Origin of the sequence: Streptomyces sp. NPDC057900, from assembly GCF_042887885.1 — a bacterium.
GTDB lineage: Bacteria > Actinomycetota > Actinomycetes > Streptomycetales > Streptomycetaceae > Streptomyces.
Genome location: NZ_JBHVOI010000018.1, coordinates 74,358 through 92,928, shown reverse-complemented (window position 1 = coordinate 92,928; position 18,571 = coordinate 74,358). Strand labels below are relative to the sequence as shown.

At 71.0% G+C, this 18,571-nt stretch carries 14 protein-coding genes; 10 read left to right on the top strand and 4 right to left on the bottom strand.

Annotation, left to right across the window (positions count from 1 at the left end; all coding sequences use genetic code 11):
• Positions 1-107 precede the first annotated feature (107 nt).
• Positions 108-1,520 (top strand): DNA repair protein RadA, encoded by a 1,413-nt coding sequence (radA, locus tag ACFVQ0_RS35320; RefSeq protein ID WP_123525272.1) that lies wholly within the window; start codon positions 108-110, stop codon positions 1,518-1,520.
• Positions 1,521-1,644: 124 nt separating this feature from the next.
• Entirely contained in the window at positions 1,645-2,769 is a 1,125-nt protein-coding gene (gene disA / locus ACFVQ0_RS35315) for a DNA integrity scanning diadenylate cyclase DisA (RefSeq protein ID WP_390093273.1), read from the top strand.
• Positions 2,770-2,835: 66 nt separating this feature from the next.
• Here disA and ACFVQ0_RS35310 read toward each other — a convergent pair whose 3' ends face one another.
• Positions 2,836-3,696 (bottom strand): hypothetical protein, encoded by an 861-nt coding sequence (locus tag ACFVQ0_RS35310; RefSeq protein ID WP_390093272.1) that lies wholly within the window; start codon positions 3,694-3,696, stop codon positions 2,836-2,838.
• Positions 3,697-3,980: 284 nt separating this feature from the next.
• Here ACFVQ0_RS35310 and ACFVQ0_RS35305 point away from each other — a divergent pair, with 284 nt between their 5' ends.
• The 5 genes from ACFVQ0_RS35305 to cseC all read left to right on the top strand — a co-directional run bounded on the left by ACFVQ0_RS35305 (position 3,981) and on the right by cseC (position 8,628).
• Positions 3,981-4,883: an A/G-specific adenine glycosylase gene (locus ACFVQ0_RS35305; RefSeq protein ID WP_390093271.1), complete on the top strand. Its 903-nt coding sequence runs from the start codon at positions 3,981-3,983 to the stop codon at positions 4,881-4,883.
• 227 nt (positions 4,884-5,110) lie between these two features.
• Positions 5,111-5,749, top strand: a complete 639-nt coding sequence (locus tag ACFVQ0_RS35300; RefSeq protein WP_390093291.1) for a SigE family RNA polymerase sigma factor — start codon at positions 5,111-5,113, stop codon at positions 5,747-5,749.
• The gene (locus ACFVQ0_RS35295) at positions 5,737-6,522 is read left to right on the top strand and encodes a hypothetical protein (RefSeq protein ID WP_390093270.1); all 786 of its coding nucleotides are present in this window, start codon (positions 5,737-5,739) and stop codon (positions 6,520-6,522) included. Before ACFVQ0_RS35300 ends, ACFVQ0_RS35295 begins: the two co-directional genes overlap by 13 nt.
• A gap of 10 nt (positions 6,523-6,532) precedes the next feature.
• Entirely contained in the window at positions 6,533-7,240 is a 708-nt protein-coding gene (gene cseB, locus ACFVQ0_RS35290) for a two-component system response regulator CseB (protein WP_390093269.1), read from the top strand.
• Positions 7,237-8,628, top strand: a complete 1,392-nt coding sequence (gene cseC / locus ACFVQ0_RS35285) for a two-component system sensor histidine kinase CseC (RefSeq protein ID WP_390093268.1) — start codon at positions 7,237-7,239, stop codon at positions 8,626-8,628. The genes cseB and cseC overlap by 4 nt, the downstream gene beginning before the upstream one ends.
• Positions 8,629-8,729: 101 nt before the next feature.
• Here cseC and ACFVQ0_RS35280 read toward each other — a convergent pair whose 3' ends face one another.
• A complete protein-coding gene (locus ACFVQ0_RS35280; protein WP_390093267.1) occupies positions 8,730-10,301 on the bottom strand; it encodes an MDR family MFS transporter in 1,572 nt (523 codons plus the stop codon).
• A 129-nt stretch (positions 10,302-10,430) separates the two neighbouring features.
• On the opposite strand from ACFVQ0_RS35280, the gene ACFVQ0_RS35275 reads away from it, so the two are divergent.
• Positions 10,431-11,015, top strand: a complete 585-nt coding sequence (locus ACFVQ0_RS35275) for a TetR/AcrR family transcriptional regulator (protein WP_390093266.1) — start codon at positions 10,431-10,433, stop codon at positions 11,013-11,015.
• Positions 11,016-11,047: 32 nt separating this feature from the next.
• On the opposite strand, the gene ACFVQ0_RS35270 is transcribed toward ACFVQ0_RS35275, so the two are convergent.
• Positions 11,048-11,788: a M23 family metallopeptidase gene (locus tag ACFVQ0_RS35270; RefSeq protein WP_390093265.1), complete on the bottom strand. Its 741-nt coding sequence runs from the start codon at positions 11,786-11,788 to the stop codon at positions 11,048-11,050.
• Between the two features lie 470 nt (positions 11,789-12,258).
• Here ACFVQ0_RS35270 and ACFVQ0_RS35265 point away from each other — a divergent pair, with 470 nt between their 5' ends.
• Together ACFVQ0_RS35265 and ACFVQ0_RS35260 are read left to right on the top strand one after the other, a co-directional pair.
• Positions 12,259-12,681, top strand: coding sequence for a trypco2 family protein (locus tag ACFVQ0_RS35265; RefSeq protein ID WP_390093264.1), 423 nt, complete (start codon positions 12,259-12,261; stop codon positions 12,679-12,681).
• Positions 12,678-15,905 carry an NACHT domain-containing protein gene (locus ACFVQ0_RS35260; RefSeq protein ID WP_390093263.1) on the top strand — a complete coding sequence of 1,076 codons (3,228 nt, stop codon included), beginning with the start codon at positions 12,678-12,680 and terminating at the stop codon, positions 15,903-15,905. Before ACFVQ0_RS35265 ends, ACFVQ0_RS35260 begins: the two co-directional genes overlap by 4 nt.
• 83 nt (positions 15,906-15,988) lie before the next feature.
• Here the strand turns inward: ACFVQ0_RS35260 and ACFVQ0_RS35255 are convergent, their stop codons facing one another.
• On the bottom strand, positions 15,989-18,517 hold the full coding sequence (locus ACFVQ0_RS35255) for an ATP-dependent Clp protease ATP-binding subunit (protein WP_390093262.1): 2,529 nt from the start codon (positions 18,515-18,517) through the stop codon (positions 15,989-15,991).
• Positions 18,518-18,571: the final 54 nt, after the last annotated feature.

Below are 18,571 nucleotides of genomic sequence, written 5' to 3'. Positions count from 1 at the left end.
GTTCCGGGCGTCCCGGAGCGGTGCGCGAGGGGGCGTACGCCCGCGCGCGCACCCCTCCACGCACCGCCCCGGACGGCACTGTCCGAGGCCACCTATACGGTGGCGCCATGGCCACCCGTACGAAATCCGCGAAGGACCGGCCGTCCTACCGCTGCACGGAATGCGGCTGGACGACCGCCAAGTGGCTCGGCCGCTGCCCCGAGTGCCAGGCGTGGGGGACGGTCGAGGAGTTCGGCGGCGCCCCCGCCGTACGGACCACGGCGGCCGGCCGCGTCTCCACCGCGGCGCTCCCGATCGGCCAGGTGGACAGCAGGCAGGCCACCGCCCGCTCGACCGGCGTCGGTGAGCTGGACCGGGTGCTGGGCGGCGGTCTGGTGCCCGGTGCCGTGGTGCTGCTGGCGGGCGAGCCGGGCGTCGGCAAGTCCACCCTGCTGCTGGACGTGGCGGCCAAGGCCGCGAGCGACGAGCACCGCACGCTCTACGTCACCGCCGAGGAGTCCGCCAGCCAGGTCCGGATGCGGGCCGACCGGATCCGGGCGATCAACGACCACCTGTACCTGGCCGCGGAGACGGATCTGTCGGCGGTCCTCGGCCACCTGGACGCGGTCAAGCCGTCCCTGCTCGTCCTGGACTCCGTACAGACCGTGGCCTCGCCCGAGATCGAGGGCGCGCCCGGCGGGATGGCGCAGGTCCGCGAGGTCGCCGGCGCGCTCATCCGGGCCTCCAAGGAGCGCGGCATGGCCACCCTCCTGGTCGGTCACGTCACCAAGGACGGGGCCATCGCCGGGCCCCGGCTGCTGGAGCACCTGGTCGACGTGGTGCTGTCCTTCGAGGGCGACCGCCATGCCCGGCTGCGGCTCGTACGCGGCGTGAAGAACCGGTACGGGGCGACCGACGAGGTCGGCTGCTTCGAGCTCCACGACGAGGGCATCACCGGCCTCGCGGATCCGTCCGGCCTCTTCCTCACCCGGCGCGACGAACCCGTGCCCGGCACCTGCCTGACCGTCACGCTCGAAGGCAAGCGCCCCCTGGTCGCGGAGGTGCAGGCGCTCACGGTGGACTCGCAGATCCCGTCGCCCCGGCGCACCACCTCGGGTCTTGAGACGTCCAGGGTGTCGATGATGCTGGCGGTGCTGGAGCAGCGCGGCCGGATCAGCGCGCTCGGCAAGCGGGACATCTACAGCGCGACGGTCGGCGGCGTGAAGCTCACCGAGCCCGCCGCGGACCTCGCGATCGCGCTGGCCCTGGCCAGTGCGGCGAGTGACACACCGCTGCCCAAGAATCTTGTGGCGATCGGTGAGGTGGGGCTCGCGGGCGAGGTCAGACGGGTCACGGGGGTCCAGCGCAGACTGGCGGAGGCGCACCGTCTGGGCTTCACACACGCGCTGGTGCCGACCGATCCGGGGAAGGTCCCGGCCGGTATGAAGGTCACGGAAGTCGCCAACATGGGCGACGCGCTGAGAGTCCTCCCGCGTCGGTCTCGTACACAGGCCCCGCAGGAGGACGGCGCACGCCGGTAGACTTTGCCCTGGTCTCGCCCGTCCGTACGAACGGTACGAGGGACGTGGGGTGTTTCGTTCGGATCGTGCCCGATCCGGAGGAGGGGCCCCGAGGGCACCGCAAACCTGTGACCGGAGGAGTGCAGTGGCAGCCAGCGACCGGGCAGCATCGCCCGGAAAGTCCGGCCAAGGCACCGGTAACGAGGCGCTGATGCGCGCCTCGTTGAGTGCCGTCGCGCCCGGAACGGCCCTGCGGGACGGCCTGGAGCGCATTCTCCGTGGCAACACCGGCGGGCTGATCGTGCTCGGCATGGACAGGACCGTCGAGTCGATGTGCACCGGCGGCTTCGTGCTGGACGTGGAATTCACCGCGACCCGGCTGCGAGAGCTGGCCAAGCTCGACGGGGCGTTGATCCTCGACAAGGACATGACGAAGATCCTGCGCGCCGGCGTACAGCTGGTGCCGGACGCGTCCATCCCCACGGAGGAGACCGGCACCCGCCACCGCACGGCGGACCGGGTCTCCCGGCAGTGCAGTTTCCCGGTGGTCTCGGTCTCGCAGTCGATGCACCTCATCGCGCTGTACGTGCACGGGCAGCGCCGGGTCCTGGAGGAGTCCGCCGCGATCCTCTCGCGCGCCAACCAGGCCCTCGCCACCCTGGAGCGCTACAAGCTCCGGCTCGACGAGGTGGCCGGCACGCTCTCCGCCCTGGAGATCGAGGACCTGGTGACCGTCCGGGACGTGACGGCCGTCGCGCAGCGTCTTGAGATGGTGCGCCGGATCGCGACCGAGATCGCCGAGTACGTCGTGGAGCTGGGCACCGACGGCCGGCTCCTCTCGCTCCAGCTCGACGAGTTGATCGCGGGCGTGGAGCCGGAGCGCGAGCTGGTCGTGCGCGACTACGTGCCGGAGCCGACCGCCAAGCGGTCGCGCACGGTGGCGGAGGCGCTCACCGAGCTGGACGCGCTGTCCCACACCGAGCTGCTCGAACTGCCCGTCGTGGCGCGGGCCCTGGGTTACAGCGGCTCCCCCGAGACGCTGGACTCCGCGGTCTCGCCGCGCGGGTTCCGGCTGCTGGCGAAGGTGCCGAGGCTGCCCGGGGCGATCATCGACCGGCTGGTGGAGCACTTCGGCGGTCTGCAGAAGCTGCTCGCGGCGAGCGTGGACGATCTCCAGACGGTGGACGGGGTCGGGGAGGCGCGGGCGCGCAGCGTGCGCGAGGGCCTGTCGCGGCTGGCCGAGTCGTCGATCCTCGAACGGTACGTGTAGCGGTACGGATGAGGGGCGGGGGCGTGCGCCCCCGCCCCTCGCCGTCTCCATGGGTCCTTCGGCCGGTCAGTCCTTCGCGAGGACGAACGAGGCGCGCTGCACGGGCTCGCCCGGCGCCTTGGCCTCGACCAGGTAGGTACCGGGTCCGGCCTTCCCGGGCGGCGGCGTCGCGCACTTCGGGACGCTCTTGGCGCGGTTCCACTCCACGGTGTGCACGACGGTCGCGCCCGCCGGGACCTTCAGCAGCACGGCGGCCGCGTTGCGCGGGCAGTCCTTGGAGGACCACACCTCGTCGTCGTCGCCGCCGGCCTCCGTGATGGTGAGCACCGTGCTCTTCGGGCCGAGGTCGGCCTTGCAGTCGGTGGCGGAGGTGTTCTTGGCGATCAGCCGGAACTTCGGCTTCTCGCCGGGCGCGTAACTCACGTCGCTCTTGAGGGTCAACTGCAGTGCGCCGGCGGTGCAGTCGGGGACGGAGGAGCCGGCCGGGAGCCGCTGTCCGGCGGTCGCGCCGCTGCCGGCGGTGGAGCCGGAACCCGAACCGCTGCCGGAACCGCCGTCGGAGCCCGAACCGGCGCCGTCCGAACCGCCGTTGCCGCCGCCGGAACCGCCCGAGCCGTCCGAGCCGGCGGAACCGGAGCCCGAACCTCCGCTGCCGCCGCCGTCGTCCCCGCCGGAACCGCCCGACTCGTCGCGCCCGCCCGGCTGTTCGCTGATCGCCGGGCCGGATCCCGAGGGCCCCGGCGTGATCGCGTCGGTGGGACCGGAGCCGGGGGCCCTGGAGTCGTCGTGATCCCCCTTGCCGCCACGGGAGGTGACGGCCCATACGACCAGCAACGCGAGCAGCGCGATCAGCGTCGCCGCGACTGCCCTCCGTCGCCAGTAAATGGTGGAGGGAAGCGGCCCGATCGGATTACGCAAAGATCCCACGGCGCAAACTGTACGAGAGATCCGCCCCGACTCCCGCCCCACCCGCCGCCCCGATCCGAAGTTTTGCGGATCATCATCCCGGGAGGGCGTATCCGCAACCCGGGGACCCCGCCGTGCGGCCACTTGCCGCAACCGGGTCCGGAGGGTGCGGCCAGTTGCCGGACCGGAGGTCAGGCGGCGCGGGGACAGACGGGTGGCACTATCACTCCAAGGGCTCTTATGAGGGGCGACACCCCCGTGCACCGGTCCGTCGTCTGCCCTTCCGTGCCAGGATCGGACGTGCGATGACTGCCACCACAGCGACACAGACGCCCCCCGTATCCCTCCACACCCCCGTCATCGGGTGGTTCGACCAGCACGCCCGCGATCTGCCCTGGCGCCGCCCCGAAGCGGGCGCCTGGGGTGTGATGGTGAGCGAGTTCATGCTGCAGCAGACCCCCGTCAACCGGGTCCTCCCGGTCTACGAACAGTGGCTGGCCCGCTGGCCGCGCCCCGCCGACCTCGCGGCCGACCCTCCCGGCGAGGCGGTCCGCGCCTGGGGCCGGCTCGGCTACCCCCGGCGAGCGCTGCGGCTGCACGGGGCCGCCCAGGCAATAACGGAACGGCACGGCGGCGACGTACCGAGCGAGCACGCCCAGCTGCTCGCGCTGCCCGGGATCGGTGAGTACACGGCGGCGGCCGTGGCCTCGTTCGCCTACCGGCAGCGGCACGCCGTCCTCGACACGAACGTGCGCCGGGTCTTCGCGCGGGCGGCGACCGGCATCCAGTACCCGCCGAACGCGACCACCGCCGCCGAGCGCAAGCTCGCCCGCGCGCTGCTGCCGGAAGAGGACGAGCGGGCGGCCCGGTGGGCCGCCGCGACGATGGAGCTCGGCGCCCTCGTCTGCACCGCGAAGAACGAGGACTGCACGCGCTGCCCGATCGCGGAGCAGTGCGCCTGGCGGCTGGCCGGGAAGCCCGCGCACCAGGGGCCGCCGCGCCGCGGCCAGACGTACGCCGGTACCGACCGGCAGGTGCGCGGCCGGCTGCTCGCCGTGTTGCGCGAGGCGGTGACACCGGTGCCGCAGTCGGCGCTGGACGCCGTGTGGGACGAGCCGGTGCAGCGGGCCCGCGCCCTGGACGGGCTGGTCGCCGACGGACTGGTGGAACCGCTGGCCGGCGGCCAGTACCGGCTGCCGCTGACCTGACGGCCGGGCGGGGTCTCCCCCCGCCCGGACCGCCGGCAGCCTCCCCCCGGGGGCTCTTTGCCCCACTCCTCCTGCGCTGTTACACAACCGATGGGCAGCCGTGCGTCGGCGTATGGCTGCTCCGCACAGCCTCGTGACAACCGCTCCGTAGCGTCACCGACGTCAGCCCGACGACCAAGCGGCTGGCGGCGGTACTACGGGGATCCACGGGGATGGAGGCGGTTGTTATGGCGCAGGGCGAGGTGCTCGGATTCGAGGAGTACGTGCGTACCCGGCAGGAGGCGCTGCTGCGCAGCGCACGCCGGCTGGTCCCCGACCCCGTGGACGCACAGGACCTGCTGCAGACCGCCCTGGCGCGTACCTACCGCCGCTGGGACGGCATCGCCGACAAGTCCCTCGCCGACGCCTATCTGCGCCGCGTGATGATCAACACCCGGACCGAGTGGTGGCGGGCCCGCCGGCTGGACGAGGTCCCCACCGAGCAGCTCCCCGACGCCAGCATCGAGGACGGCACCGAGCAGCGCGCCGACCGCGCCCTGCTGATGGACGTCCTGGGCGTGCTGGCTCCCAAGCAGCGCAGCGTCGTCGTCCTGCGACACTGGGAGCAGATGAGCACGGAGGAGACGGCCGCGGCGCTCGGTATGTCGGCCGGTACGGTGAAGAGCACGCTGCACCGTGCCCTGGCGCGGCTGCGCCAGGAGCTGGAGAGCAGGGAAGAGGCGGCCAGGGAGGCCCGGATCCGCGAGGACCGGGAGCAGCGGCCGGCCGCCCGTGCCGCGTCGGCCACCGCTCCGGTACGGACCCGGAGCGCGGCGCGGGGGATCGGGCGTCATGACGAGCGGGGGCGGGAGCGGTGCGCGGCCTGACAGGCAGCGGTGACGACGGCGGCGCGAGCGGCGGCACGAGCGGCACGAGCGACGACGCGGTCACCGACGGGGGAAGCGGCGACAGAACCGATAGCAGAACCGGCGGCGGACGCGGCGGGCACGGACGGCGGCTGACCGGATGGGCGGCGAGCAGTACGGCTCTGGCCGGGCTCGCCGTCGTCGGCCTGTTCGCCGTGAGCTGCTCCACCGGTGGCACCGGCACCCGCGACGAGGGCCCGGCGGGCACCCAGCCGGTCGTCCGGATCACGCCGACCGCCACGACACCGTCCAGGGCGAAGCCGACCCCCCGGGTCGACGCCGTCGCCCTGCTCAAGGCGGACCCGAAGGTGAGCGAACGGGTCCGGACGGATCTGAAGCCCTGCACCGGTGACGAGTACCCGGTGGACACCTCGTACGGGAAACTGACCGGCGGCCCCGGCGCCGATGTGGTCGTGAACGTGATGACCTGCGGCGATTCGGTGGGCGTCGGCACCTATGTGTACCGGCCCCGCGCCGACGGCACGTACGAGAACGTGTTCACCACCGAGCAGCCGGCGGTCTACGGGACCATCGACCGCGGTGATCTGGTGGTGACGACCCAGGTCTACGGGAAGAAGGACTCGGTCGCCTATCCCTCGGGCGAGGAAGTGATCACGTACCACTGGGCGAACACCCGGTTCAGCGAGACGGACCGGGTGCACAACGACTTCAACCGAGCCGTCGGTGCCGGGGAGGGGGACTTCCCGGAGCCCACGGAACCGACGAAGAACTGAGAGCTTTCCGATGGCCGAGACCCATGTCCTGTTCGTCGAGGACGACGACGTCATCCGCGAGGCCACCCAGCTGGCGCTGGAGCGGGACGGCTTCGTGGTCACCGCCATGCCCGACGGGCTCCGGGGCCTCGAAGCGTTCCGGGCCGACCGGCCGGACATCGCGCTGCTCGACGTGATGGTGCCCGGACTGGACGGGGTGAGCCTGTGCCGCCGCATCCGGGACGAGTCGACGGTGCCCGTGATCATGCTCTCCGCCCGTGCCGACTCGATCGACGTGGTGCTCGGCCTGGAGGCCGGCGCCGACGACTACGTCACCAAGCCCTTCGACGGCGCGGTGCTGGTCGCCCGGATCCGCGCCGTGCTGCGCCGCTTCGGCCATGCATCCGGCAGCGGGCAGGGCGGCGCCGCCGGTACGGAGGACGGGCCGGAGGGCGGGGTGCTGGTCTTCGGTGACCTGGAGGTCGACACCGAGGGCATGGAGGTGCGCAAGAACGGCGAGCAGGTGGGGCTGACGCCGACCGAGATGCGGCTGCTGCTGGAGTTCTCGTCCGCGCCCGGCACCGTGCTCTCCCGCGACAAGCTGCTGGAGCGGGTCTGGGACTACGGCTGGGGCGGTGACACCCGGGTCGTGGACGTCCACGTGCAGCGGCTGCGCACGAAGATCGGCCAGGACCGGATCGAGACGGTCCGCGGCTTCGGCTACAAGCTCAGGGCATGAGGCGGCCGTCGCTGCGGACGAGTGTCCGCTGGAAGATCAGCATCGCGATCGCCGCGGTCGGCGCCCTGATCGCGGTGGCGCTGAGCCTGGTCGTGCACAACGCGGCCAGGGTCTCGATGCTGGAGAACGCCCGCGAGGTCCAGCTGGAGCGGCTGACCTACGCCCAGCTGCTCTACGAGGCGACGAAGACGAAGAAGGCCGACCCCCGGTTCGGCGCGAAGATCAACGATCCGACGATGCCGAAGAGCCTGCGCGAGGAGACCCGGAAGAACCGGCGCGCCACCCATGTGGAGGACGGCGGCGGGGTGCCGGACGTGTGGGCGGCCGTGCCGCTGGCCAACGGTGACGTGCTCTCGCTGCACACCCGGTTCGCGGACCGCTCCACCACGATCATGGGCGATCTCGACCGGGCCCTGATCATCGGCTCGGTCTCGGTGGTCTTCGGCGGCTGCGCGCTCGGGGTGCTGATCGGCGGCCAGCTGTCCCGTCGGCTGCGCAAGGCGGCGACGGCGGCCGGGAAGGTCGCGCAGGGCAATACGGAGGTCCGGGTCCGGGACGCCGTCGGCGGTGTCGTGCGGGACGAGACCGATGAGCTGGCCGGTGCGGTGGACGCGCTGACGGACGCGCTGAACGAGCGGATCGAGGCGGAGCGCCGGGTCACCGCGGACATCGCGCACGAGCTGCGCACCCCGGTGACGGGGCTGCTGACGGCGGCCGAGCTGCTGCCGCCGGGCCGCCCCACGGAGCTGGTACGGGACCGGGCACAGGCGATGCGCACCCTGGTCGAGGACGTGCTGGAGGTGGCCCGGCTGGACAGCGCCTCCGAGCGGGCCGAGCTCCAGGAGATCGCGCTGGGGGACTTCGTGAGCCGCCGGATCGCGCTGCTGGACCCGGATGTGCGGGTCCAGGTGGTCCACGAGTCCTGGGTCAGCACCGATCCGCGCAGGCTGGAGCGCATCCTGGGCAATCTGCTGGGCAACGCCGCCAAGCACGGCTCCACCCCGGTGGAGGTCACGGTCGAGGGCCGGGTGGTCCGGATCCGCGATCACGGGACGGGGTTCCCGGCGGCGCTGCTGCGGGAGGGGCCGAGCCGGTTCCGTACCGGATCGACCGACCGGGCGGGCCACGGGCACGGTCTCGGGCTGACGATCGCGGCCGGTCAGGCGCGGGTGCTCGGCGCCCGGCTGACCTTCCGCAACGCCGCCCCGGAGGGCGCGGCCCCCGGCGTGGGCGGGGCGATCGCCGTGCTGTGGCTGCCCGAGCACGCGCCGACGGACACCGGGAGCTACCCGATGCTCCAGTTCGCCGAGCAGCGCGACCCCCGGCCGGCCGGCAGGACGGCCGCGAGCAGCGGCAAGGACCCCGGCCACGGCCCCTCGGGGAGCTGAGCGGGACGCACCGCCCGGCAACGGGAAGGCCCCCGGTCCGTACGCGGCAATCGCGTGCGGACCGGGGGCCTTTTCCCGTACGGCGCTCTACGGCTGTACGGCTACACCATGCTCTCGGCCGGGTCGGGGGCCGCGCCGCGCAGCGGGACCTCCTTGACGAAGAGCGCCGCCACCAGGGCGATCACTCCGACCGAGGCGCCCACCAGGAAGGCGATGTGCGTACCGGACGACACCGCGAACTCGTACGCCTCGCGCACCGGCACCGGCAGCTTCGCCAGGCTCGCCGCGTCCAGCTGGGCGGAGTGCGCGGTGGCTCCCCCGCCGCCGCGGGCGGCCATCTCGTCCTGCACCCGGCCGGTGAACAGGGCGCCCATGATCGCGACGCCGAAGGAGCTGCCGAGCGTACGGAACAGGGTGGTGGCGGACGAGGCGACGCCCATGTCCTTCAGCTCGACGCTGTTCTGCGCGACGAGCATCGTGATCTGCATCAGGAAGCCCATGCCGGCGCCGAGCACCGCCATGTAGATGCCGGAGGTGAGGCGGGTGGTGCCGGTGTCCATCGTGGAGAGCAGGAAGAGTCCGGCCACCATCAGGATCGAGCCGATGATCGGGAAGATCTTGTACCGGCCGCTGTTGGTGGTGACGCGCCCGGCGATCAGCGAGACGACCATCATCGAGAGCAGCATCGGCAGCAGCAGGAGTCCGGAGTTGGTCGCGGACGCGCCCTGGACGGACTGCTGGAACAGCGGCAGGAACAGCACCGCGCCGAACATCACGAAGCCCGCCATGAAGCCGACCACGGACATCAGCGTGAAGTTGAGGTTGCGGAAGATGTGCAGCGGGATGATCGGCTCCGCGGCCTTCGTCTCGACGAAGACGAAACCGGCCAGCGAGGCGACGCCGATCGCGATGAGCTCCATGATCACGGCGGAGTTCCAGTCGTACTCCGAGCCGCCCCAGGTGGTCACCAGCACGATCGCGGTGATGCCGATCGTCAGCAGCCCGGCCCCGAGGTAGTCGACCTTCGCCTTCCTGCGCTCCCGCTTGGGGAGGTGCAGCACGGCGGTGACCATGGCCAGGGCGACGATGCCCAGCGGGATGTTGATGTAGAAGGCCCAGCGCCAGCCGAGGTGGTCGGTGATGGTGCCGCCGACCAGCGGTCCGCCGATCATCGCGATCGCCATGACACCGGCCATCAGGCCCTGGTACTTGCCGCGCTCGCGGGGCGGCACGAGGTCACCGATGATCGCCATGACGCCGACCATCAGACCGCCGGCGCCGAGTCCCTGGATCGCCCGGAAGCCGATCAGCTGGCCCATGTCCTGGGACATGCCGCTGAGGACCGAGCCGATCAGGAAGATCACGATGGACGTGAGGAACATGCCCTTGCGCCCGTACATGTCGCCGAGCTTGCCCCAGATGGGCGTAGAGGCAGCGGTGGCGAGGGTGTACGCGGTCACCACCCAGGACAGATGTTCCAGTCCTCCGAGGTCTCCGACGATCGTCGGCATCGCGGTGCCGACGATCAGGTTGTCGAGCATCGCCAGCAGCATGGCGATCAGCAGGGCGACGATCACCACCCGGACGCTGCGCTGCTGCGGCTCGCCCTTCGGCGCGCGTTTCGGCTTGCCGCCGGCCGCCTTCCCGTCCGTCGCCGTCTTCAGGTCCGACATGTTCCCCAACTCCCCTGATCCCCTGCTCACCGGGCCCTTACTTGCCGCCCGGCTAGTTGACTACACTGGGGGAAAGTACCCCCGCAACTAGCCGGGCGTCAAGTAAGTTTGAGGTATGGGGAGAGCACCATGAGCAGCACGACGCAACCGCGCCGGGGCAACACCCGCCAGCGCATCCAGGACGTCGCTCTGGAACTCTTCGCCGAGCAGGGCTACGAGAAGACCTCGCTGCGGGAGATCTCCGAGAAGCTGGACGTCACCAAGGCCGCCCTCTACTACCACTTCAAGACCAAGGAAGACATCCTCGTCAGCATCTTCGAGGACCTCAACCGGCCCGTCGAGGAACTGATCGTCTGGGGCCGGGAGCAGCCGCGCACCCTGGAGACGAAGAAGGAGATCCTCGCCCGCTACAGCGACGCGCTGACCACGTCCGCCCCGCTCTTCCGCTTCATGCAGGAGAACCAGGCGACCGTGCGCGACCTGAGCATCGGCAGGACGATCAAGGGGCGGGTCCTGGCGCTCGTCGACCTGATCAAGGACCCCGAGGCGCCGATGATCGACCAGGTGCGGTGCTTCAGCGCGCTCTTCACGATGCACGCCGGAATGTTCGCCCTCATGGACGTCGACGGCGACCCCGAGGAGAAGCGCAAGGCCGTCCTGGAGGTCGCCGTCGATCTGATGACTCAGGCGCACGACCCGGGTGCCGCGAGGTAGCGGTCCGGGCCGGTGCTGGGCTGCCTGGGTGCTCAGACGTTGATGCCCACCTTGTGCAGGTAGTTGACCGGGTTGATCGCGGAACCGTAGTTCGCGGTGTTCCGGATCTCGAAGTGCAGGTGCGGGCCGCTGGAGTTGCCGGTGTTGCCGGACAGGGCGATCTTCTGCCCCTTCTTCACGTGCTGGCCGATGTGCACATCGATCTTGGACAGGTGCGCGTACTGCGAGTACCGGCCGTTGCTGTGCTTGATCACAATGGCGTTGCCGTACGCGGGACCGTCGCCGCCGCCGTTCGGGCCGGCCTTCACGATGGTGCCGGTGTGCGCGGCCTCGACCTTGGTGCCGATCGGCACGGCGAAGTCCTGGCCGGAGTGCTTGTGCGCCCAGCGGCTGCCGTCGTTGCCGAAGCTCGCGCTCAGCTCGTAGTGGTGGACCGGGGTCTCCCAGCGAAGCTTCTTCGCGGCCTTCTTGGCGGCCTTCTTCTTGGCCTCGGCCTTCTTCTTCGCCGCCGCGGCCTTCTTCTTCGCGGCGTCGGCCTTCTTCTCGGCCGCGTGCTTGGCCGCCTTACCCTGCGCGGCCGCCTGCTCGGCGACCGAGTCGGCCGTGGTGGTGCTCGCCAGGCTCGCGGCGTGGGGGGTGCCCGTGGTGCCGGCCGCGAACGCAGCGCCCGCACCGAGAACCATCGACGTCCCCAGACCGGCCGCCACCACGGCGCCGCGCACACGGGAAGCGGACGGGCGGTGGGAGTGCTTGAACGTAACGCGCTTCGACATAAGCGGAAAACCTCCGGGATGACTGGACCCGGCGCTCCTGCCGGGCTGGCCATCCCTTGGTAACCCGCCACCCCGCCGGTGCTCAAACCCCCCATCTACGATGAAAAGCCGTAGCCGCCGCCCCGGGAATTCGTTTCCGCGGGTCCCGGACCGCGCCTCTCGCGAGCCGTCGAATCTCTTCGCCTCTCTTCGTCCGGAGACGTTTAAGCCCAGTTCCAAACCACCCCAAACGGACATGGGCCCGTTTTCGGGGCACTTCATCCCGTAGCTCCCAAGGTCCCGTCGGGCGCGGGGCCGAAGGTCCCTCCCGCGATCATGGCGCGTGCTCCTAAGCCGGCTAGTAGGCCTCGAAAGGGCTGTGCGCCTTGTCACCGCCGGTGGGACCAAAGGCTGTCCGTTTCGGGACCTTCGGCAGGCAACCTGACTACGCTGGAACGGCGAGAACCGATCAGCTCCCGGGGGGACGGCACATGACCGGCAACACCGCAGGTACCGGCGGAAACAGCGGCGGCGGCGCCCCGGACAGGGGACGCCACGACGGCATCGAGCTCGCCGACGCCGTCGAGTCGGTCCGCAACCAGCTCATCGAGGCCGCCACCCGGGGCACCGGCCGCCCGCTGGCCTTCGAGGTCGGCGACATCCAGATGGAGTTCACCCTCGAACTCCGCAAGGAGGTCAAGGGCTCCGCCCGGGTGAAGGCCTGGGTGGTGGAGGCAGGCGCCGACGCGGGCCGCGCCACCGGCCACACCCACAAGGTCGCCTTCACCCTGAGACCGCGTGACGCCACGACCGGCGAGGCCTGGCAGATCGGCAACGAGAGCGAGGGCAGTACCGACCGGTTCGGCGCCGACGGCAGTACCGGCCCGTTCGGCCAGGGGCGGCCCCGGCCGTGACAGCCCTGCCGCCCGCGGACCGCACCGTCGTGGTCCTGGGCGCCGGTTCCGTCCAGGGCAGCGGTGTCCTGCTCACCGACCGGCTGGTGCTGACCTGCGCCCACGTCGTCAAGGGCGGCGGCCACTGCTCCGTCGCGCACCCGCGCCTCGCCGGACACACCTACTCGGCCGTCGTCTGGATCGACCACGGCCTCGACGCCGCCCTCCTCCGGACGACGACCCCGCTGCTCCCCGCCGAACCGGTCCGCCTCGGCGTCCTGCACAGCAGTCAGGCACTCACCGGCTGCGAGATCACCGGCTTCCCCGACGCGCAGCGCTACGCCGACGGCCACCTGGAGACCGACCAGTACACGGCCACCGTGCTGCCCATGGCGGGCCGGCCGCGCGACGTACTCGTCCTGGAGCTCGACGGCCCGCCGCCCGCCGGATCGGACCGCGAGCCGCCCGCGCTGCGCGGGCTCTCCGGCGGACCGGTCTTCGCCGGCAGCGTCCTGCTCGGCATCGCCCGGCAGATCCCTCCGAAACGCGGGGGCCGCCGGGTCGAATGCGTACCGCTCGGTCCGCTCCTCGCCTCCGACCCGTTCCGCCTGGTGTACCGGCAGACCGGCGCCGAGCTCCACCAGGAACAGGTCCACGGGCACTTCCCCAAGGACCTGCGCTACGAGGAGGAGTACGCGGCCGCGCTCGGCGCCGCGTACCGGCGCACCAAGATCTTCGGACTGGACGAGCTCGGCCGGCACGACTCCGAATGGGACCTGGACACCGCCTACCTCAGCCTGGAGGCCCAGCCGCGCGGCCGCCCCACGGCCCCCGAGGAGCCCCGCCCCTTACCCCGGCGCGTCGACTCCCTGCTCGCCGAGCGCCCCCGGGTGCTGCTGCGGGGCGACGCGGGCGCTGGGAAGACCACCCTGGTCTGGTGGCTGGCGGCGCACGCCTCCGCCGGGACCCTCGGCCCGAAGCTGACGGCGCTCAACGGGCTGGTGCCCTTCGTCGTCCCGCTGCGCACCCTGCGGGCGCGGGGCGGCGCCTTCCCGTCCGTCGGGCAGCTGGCCGCCGCCGCCGCGACGGCCGTCGACGACCCACCGGAGGGCTGGACCGGCCGGGTCCTGGAGGCGGGTCGCGGGCTGCTGCTGGTGGACGGCCTGGACGAGGTCCCGCCGGACGAGCGCGAGGCCGCGTACGACTGGCTGTCCCGGCTGCTGCGCCGCTACCCGGCGACCCGCTGCGTGGCGACCGTGCGCCCGCACGCGGTGGCCCCGGACTGGCTGGCCTCTGAGGACTTCGAGGAGCTGCGGCTGCTGCCGATGCGGAACGAGGACATCGCGGCGTTCGTCGCGGCCTGGCACCGGGCGGCCCGGCTGGACGACCCGGACCACGCGGCGCTGGGCGAGCTGGAGCGCGATCTGACCCGCCAGTTCGCCACCAACCCCACCCTGAGCAACCTGGCCCGCACCCCGCTCCTGTGCGCCGTGATCTGCGCCCTGCACCGACGCCGCCAGGGCCTCCTGCCGGAGACCCGCTGGAGCCTGTACGACTCGGCGCTCGCCATGCTGCTCGGCAACCGCGACAGACGGCGCAGGATCGACGCCCCCGAGGGCATCACGATGAACGTGGACGAGCAGGCCCAGCTCCTCCAGCGCATCGCGATCTGGCTGGTGCGGGGCGGTCAGACGGAGCTGGACCGCGAGCAGGCGCTGCACCAGCTGGAGCAGGGGCTGCGGGGCATGGAGCAGATCCGGCGGCAGGGCGCGGCACCGGAGATCCTGACCCATCTGCTGAACCGCAGCGGCGTCCTCCAGGAGCGGGCCGACGGCGTCTACCAGTTCGTCCACCGCACCTTCCAGGACTTCCTCGCGGCGAAGGAGTTCGTCGAGGGCGGCCACCTCCACGAACTGATCGGCCGGGCGGACTCCCAGCAGTGGCAGGACGTCATCCTGCTCGCGGCGGGCCACTGCGGCCGCCGCGAGCATCCCGTACTGATCAACGGAATTCTGGACGCGAGGGCGAGACAGGAGAGCAGCGTCACGGTCCATGAGCTGTTCGTCCTGGCCGCGCTGTGCGCGCAGCACGCGACGTGGCTCGACGACGCGACGCGCGCCAGGGTCTCCAAGGCCCTGGCGTCGCTGCTCCCGTTCGGGTCCGCCGGGGAGGCACGGCTCTTCTCCCGGCTCGGTCCGGCCGGACTGCGTCATCTTCCCGACCCGTCGGATGCCGCGCTCACCGATGCGCAGGCGTCCTACATCGTCCTGCTGATCAACGAGGTGGGCGGCGCGGAAGCCGTTCCCTACGCCCGTGAGTGGGTGCTCGTTCGCCCTGAGCTCATCCCACGGTTCCAGGAACGCTGGGACCGGTATCCGGCGGACCTCTTCGCCGAGCGGGTTCTCTCTACGGGCGGGCGGAAGCACCGAACGCTGAGTGTGGGCTCGGCGGAGCAGCTGGCGGCCCTGCGCCACTTCCCCTCGGTCACGGAACTGGAGATCAGAGGGGATCACTCCTCGGCCGAGCTCCGGGCCGCGCTGCGCGACCGGCCGTGGCAAGCCCTCGGCATCAGGGACAACGCCCGGCTGGACGATCTGTCCTTCCTGGAGCTGTGCACCGGGACGCTCACCTACCTGGCGCTGCTGGACTCCTGGGGTGTGCGGGACCTCGGTCCGCTCGGCCGGCTCCAGGCCCTGCGAACGCTTCGGCTGGACATGAGTCACCTGCCGCCCGCCGCGCTGCGCGCCACCACCGGCATCGAGCTGTTCTCCCTGCACCTGGAGGACGTGTCGGCCCGGAACATGAGCGAGGTGCCCGCGCACCCACGGGTGACGATGCTGATACTCGACGGCCACAACCCGGTGTCGATCGACACGCTGCACGGCTGGGACCGGCTGGATGGCCTTGCCCTGACATCCGCCACGGCGGTTCCTCCCCTGTGCCTCGCGCTCCGGGAGTCCCCGCAGGTGACGAACCTGACGGTGCGGGCGTTCGCATCGGAGTTCCTGGGCGCCGCCGTGGTCCCCACGGTCACCGACCTCACGCTCGAACTCTCCGGACAGCTGAACGACCTGGGCTCTCTTCCCCGGGTCTTTCCCGCGCTGACCAGGCTCCGGCTCCGCCCCCAGCCACGCAGCGGCACCTCCATCGACCTGACCCCACTGCAAGCCTTGCCGGGCCTCAAGGTCCATGCCACAGGCTTCGTCAAGGTGTCCGGCGGCAAGGGGCTACAGGTAAGCCGCTGAGCGCATGACGAAGGGGCGGCCCCCGGCCGGTCGAAACCGGTCGGGGGCCGCCCCTTCTGACGCTCGGGCGCGCTAGGCGCCTGTCACGCTTCCTTCGTCATGTTCGGGCCGGCGCCGCCTGCCGCCTGCTCGATCGGGGGGACGTCGGGCAGAGCCGACTTCTCCTCGCCGCGGAAGGTGAACGTCTTGTCGTCACCCTCGCCCTCGGTGCCGACGACCACGATGTGACCGGGGCGCAGCTCACCGAAGAGGATCTTCTCGGAGAGGATGTCCTCGATCGAGCGCTGGATCGTCCGGCGCAGCGGCCGGGCGCCCATCACGGGGTCGTAGCCCTTCTTCGCCAGGAGCGACTTCGCGTCCGCGCTGAGCTCGATGCCCATGTCGCGGTCCTTCAGCCGCTCGTCCACCTTGGCGAGCATGAGGTCGACGATCTGGATGATGTCTTCCTCGGTGAGCTGGTGGAAGACGACCGTGTCGTCGACACGGTTGAGGAACTCGGGCCGGAAGTGCTGCTTGAGCTCTTCGTTGACCTTGTTCTTCATCCGGTCGTAGTTCGTCTTCACGTCACCCTGGGCGGCGAAGCCCAGGTTGAAGCCCTTGGAGATGTCCCGGGTCCCGAGGTTGGTCGTCATGATGATGACCGTGTTCTTGAAGTCCACGACCCGGCCCTGGGAGTCGGTCAGGCGACCGTCCTCCAGGATCTGGAGCAGGGAATTGAAGATATCGGGGTGGGCCTTCTCGACCTCGTCGAAGAGGACGACGGAGAACGGCTTGCGGCGCACCTTCTCGGTGAGCTGACCGCCCTCCTCGTATCCCACGTATCCGGGGGGAGAACCGAAGAGCCGGGAAACCGTGTGCTTCTCGCTGAACTCCGACATGTCGAGGGCGATCAGCGCGTCCTCGTCACCGAAGAGGAATTCGGCGAGCGTCTTGGAGAGCTCGGTCTTACCGACACCGGACGGGCCGGCGAAGATGAACGAGCCACCGGGGCGCTTCGGGTCCTTCAGGCCTGCTCGCGTACGGCGGATCGCCTGCGAGAGGGCCTTGATGGCGTCCTTCTGGCCGATGACGCGCTTGTGCAGCTCGTCCTCCATGCGCAGCAGACGGGAGGACTCCTCCTCCGTCAGCTTGAAGACCGGGATGCCGGTGGCGGTGGCGAGGACCTCGGCGATGAGCTCGCCGTCGACCTCGGCCACGACGTCCATGTCGCCGGCCTTCCACTCCTTCTCGCGCTTGGTCTTCGCGGAGAGCAGCTGCTTCTCCTTGTCGCGGAGAGAGGCTGCCTTCTCGAAGTCCTGGGAGTCGATGGCCGACTCCTTGTCCCGGCGGACGCCCGCGATCTTCTCGTCGAACTCGCGGAGGTCCGGCGGCGCGGTCATCCGGCGGATGCGCATCCGGGAACCGGCCTCGTCGATCAGGTCGATCGCCTTGTCCGGCAGGAAGCGGTCCGAGATGTACCGGTCGGCCAGCGTCGCGGCCTGGACCAGCGCCTCGTCCGTGATGGACACGCGGTGGTGGGCCTCGTAGCGGTCGCGCAGACCCTTGAGGATCTCGATGGTGTGCGGCAGCGAGGGCTCCGCGACCTGGATGGGCTGGAAGCGGCGCTCAAGAGCGGCGTCCTTCTCCAGGTGCTTGCGGTACTCGTCGAGCGTGGTGGCACCGATGGTCTGGAGCTCGCCTCGCGCCAGCATGGGCTTGAGGATGCTCGCCGCGTCGATCGCGCCCTCGGCGGCGCCCGCACCCACCAGGGTGTGGAGCTCGTCGATGAACAGGATGATGTCGCCGCGGGTGCGGATCTCCTTGAGCACCTTCTTCAGGCGCTCCTCGAAGTCACCGCGGTAGCGGGAGCCGGCGACCAGCGCACCGAGGTCGAGGGTGTAGAGGTGCTTGTCCTTGAGGGTCTCGGGCACCTCGCCCTTGACGATGGCCTGGGCCAGGCCCTCGACGACCGCCGTCTTGCCGACGCCGGGCTCGCCGATGAGGACCGGGTTGTTCTTCGTACGGCGGGACAGCACCTGCATGACCCGCTCGATCTCCTTCTCGCGCCCGATGACCGGGTCGAGCTTGGATTCGCGAGCGGCCTGGGTGAGATTCCGGCCGAACTGGTCCAGCACCAGGGAGGTGGAGGGCGTGCCCTCCGCGGGGCCGCCCGCTGTGGCAGCCTCCTTGCCGCCCGAGTAACCGGAGAGCAGCTGGATGACCTGCTGGCGGACCCTGTTCAGGTCGGCGCCCAGCTTCACGAGGACCTGGGCTGCGACGCCCTCGCCCTCGCGGATCAGACCGAGCAGGATGTGCTCGGTGCCGATGTAGTTGTGGCCGAGCTGAAGGGCCTCGCGGAGCGACAGCTCCAGGACCTTCTTGGCTCGGGGGGTGAAGGGGATGTGGCCGGACGGGGCCTGCTGGCCCTGACCGATGATCTCCTCCACCTGCTGGCGGACCGCCTCGAGCGAAATCCCGAGGCTCTCCAGGGCCTTAGCGGCGACACCCTCACCCTCGTGGATCAGGCCCAGGAGGATGTGCTCGGTGCCGATGTAGTTGTGGTTGAGCATCCGGGCTTCTTCCTGAGCCAGGACGACAACCCGCCGCGCGCGGTCGGTGAACCTCTCGAACATCGTTAATCGCTCCTCAGAGCGGTCAGGCAGTAAGGGGTCGGTCCCCTCCCTGTC

Excerpts from the sequence above, each read along its gene's own strand:
- ACFVQ0_RS35305 (WP_390093271.1), top strand. The coding sequence starts at position 3,981 with ATGACTGCCACCACAGCGACACAGACGCCCCCCGTATCCCTCCACACC.
- ACFVQ0_RS35300 (WP_390093291.1), top strand. The coding sequence starts at position 5,111 with ATGGCGCAGGGCGAGGTGCTCGGATTCGAGGAGTACGTGCGTACCCGG.
- ACFVQ0_RS35255 (WP_390093262.1), bottom strand. The coding sequence starts at position 18,517 with ATGTTCGAGAGGTTCACCGACCGCGCGCGGCGGGTTGTCGTCCTGGCT.
- radA (WP_123525272.1), top strand. The coding sequence starts at position 108 with ATGGCCACCCGTACGAAATCCGCGAAGGACCGGCCGTCCTACCGCTGC.
- cseC (WP_390093268.1), top strand. The coding sequence starts at position 7,237 with ATGAGGCGGCCGTCGCTGCGGACGAGTGTCCGCTGGAAGATCAGCATC.
- ACFVQ0_RS35270 (WP_390093265.1), bottom strand. The coding sequence starts at position 11,788 with ATGTCGAAGCGCGTTACGTTCAAGCACTCCCACCGCCCGTCCGCTTCC.
- ACFVQ0_RS35280 (WP_390093267.1), bottom strand. The coding sequence starts at position 10,301 with ATGTCGGACCTGAAGACGGCGACGGACGGGAAGGCGGCCGGCGGCAAG.
- ACFVQ0_RS35275 (WP_390093266.1), top strand. The coding sequence starts at position 10,431 with ATGAGCAGCACGACGCAACCGCGCCGGGGCAACACCCGCCAGCGCATC.
- cseB (WP_390093269.1), top strand. The coding sequence starts at position 6,533 with ATGGCCGAGACCCATGTCCTGTTCGTCGAGGACGACGACGTCATCCGC.
- ACFVQ0_RS35265 (WP_390093264.1), top strand. The coding sequence starts at position 12,259 with ATGACCGGCAACACCGCAGGTACCGGCGGAAACAGCGGCGGCGGCGCC.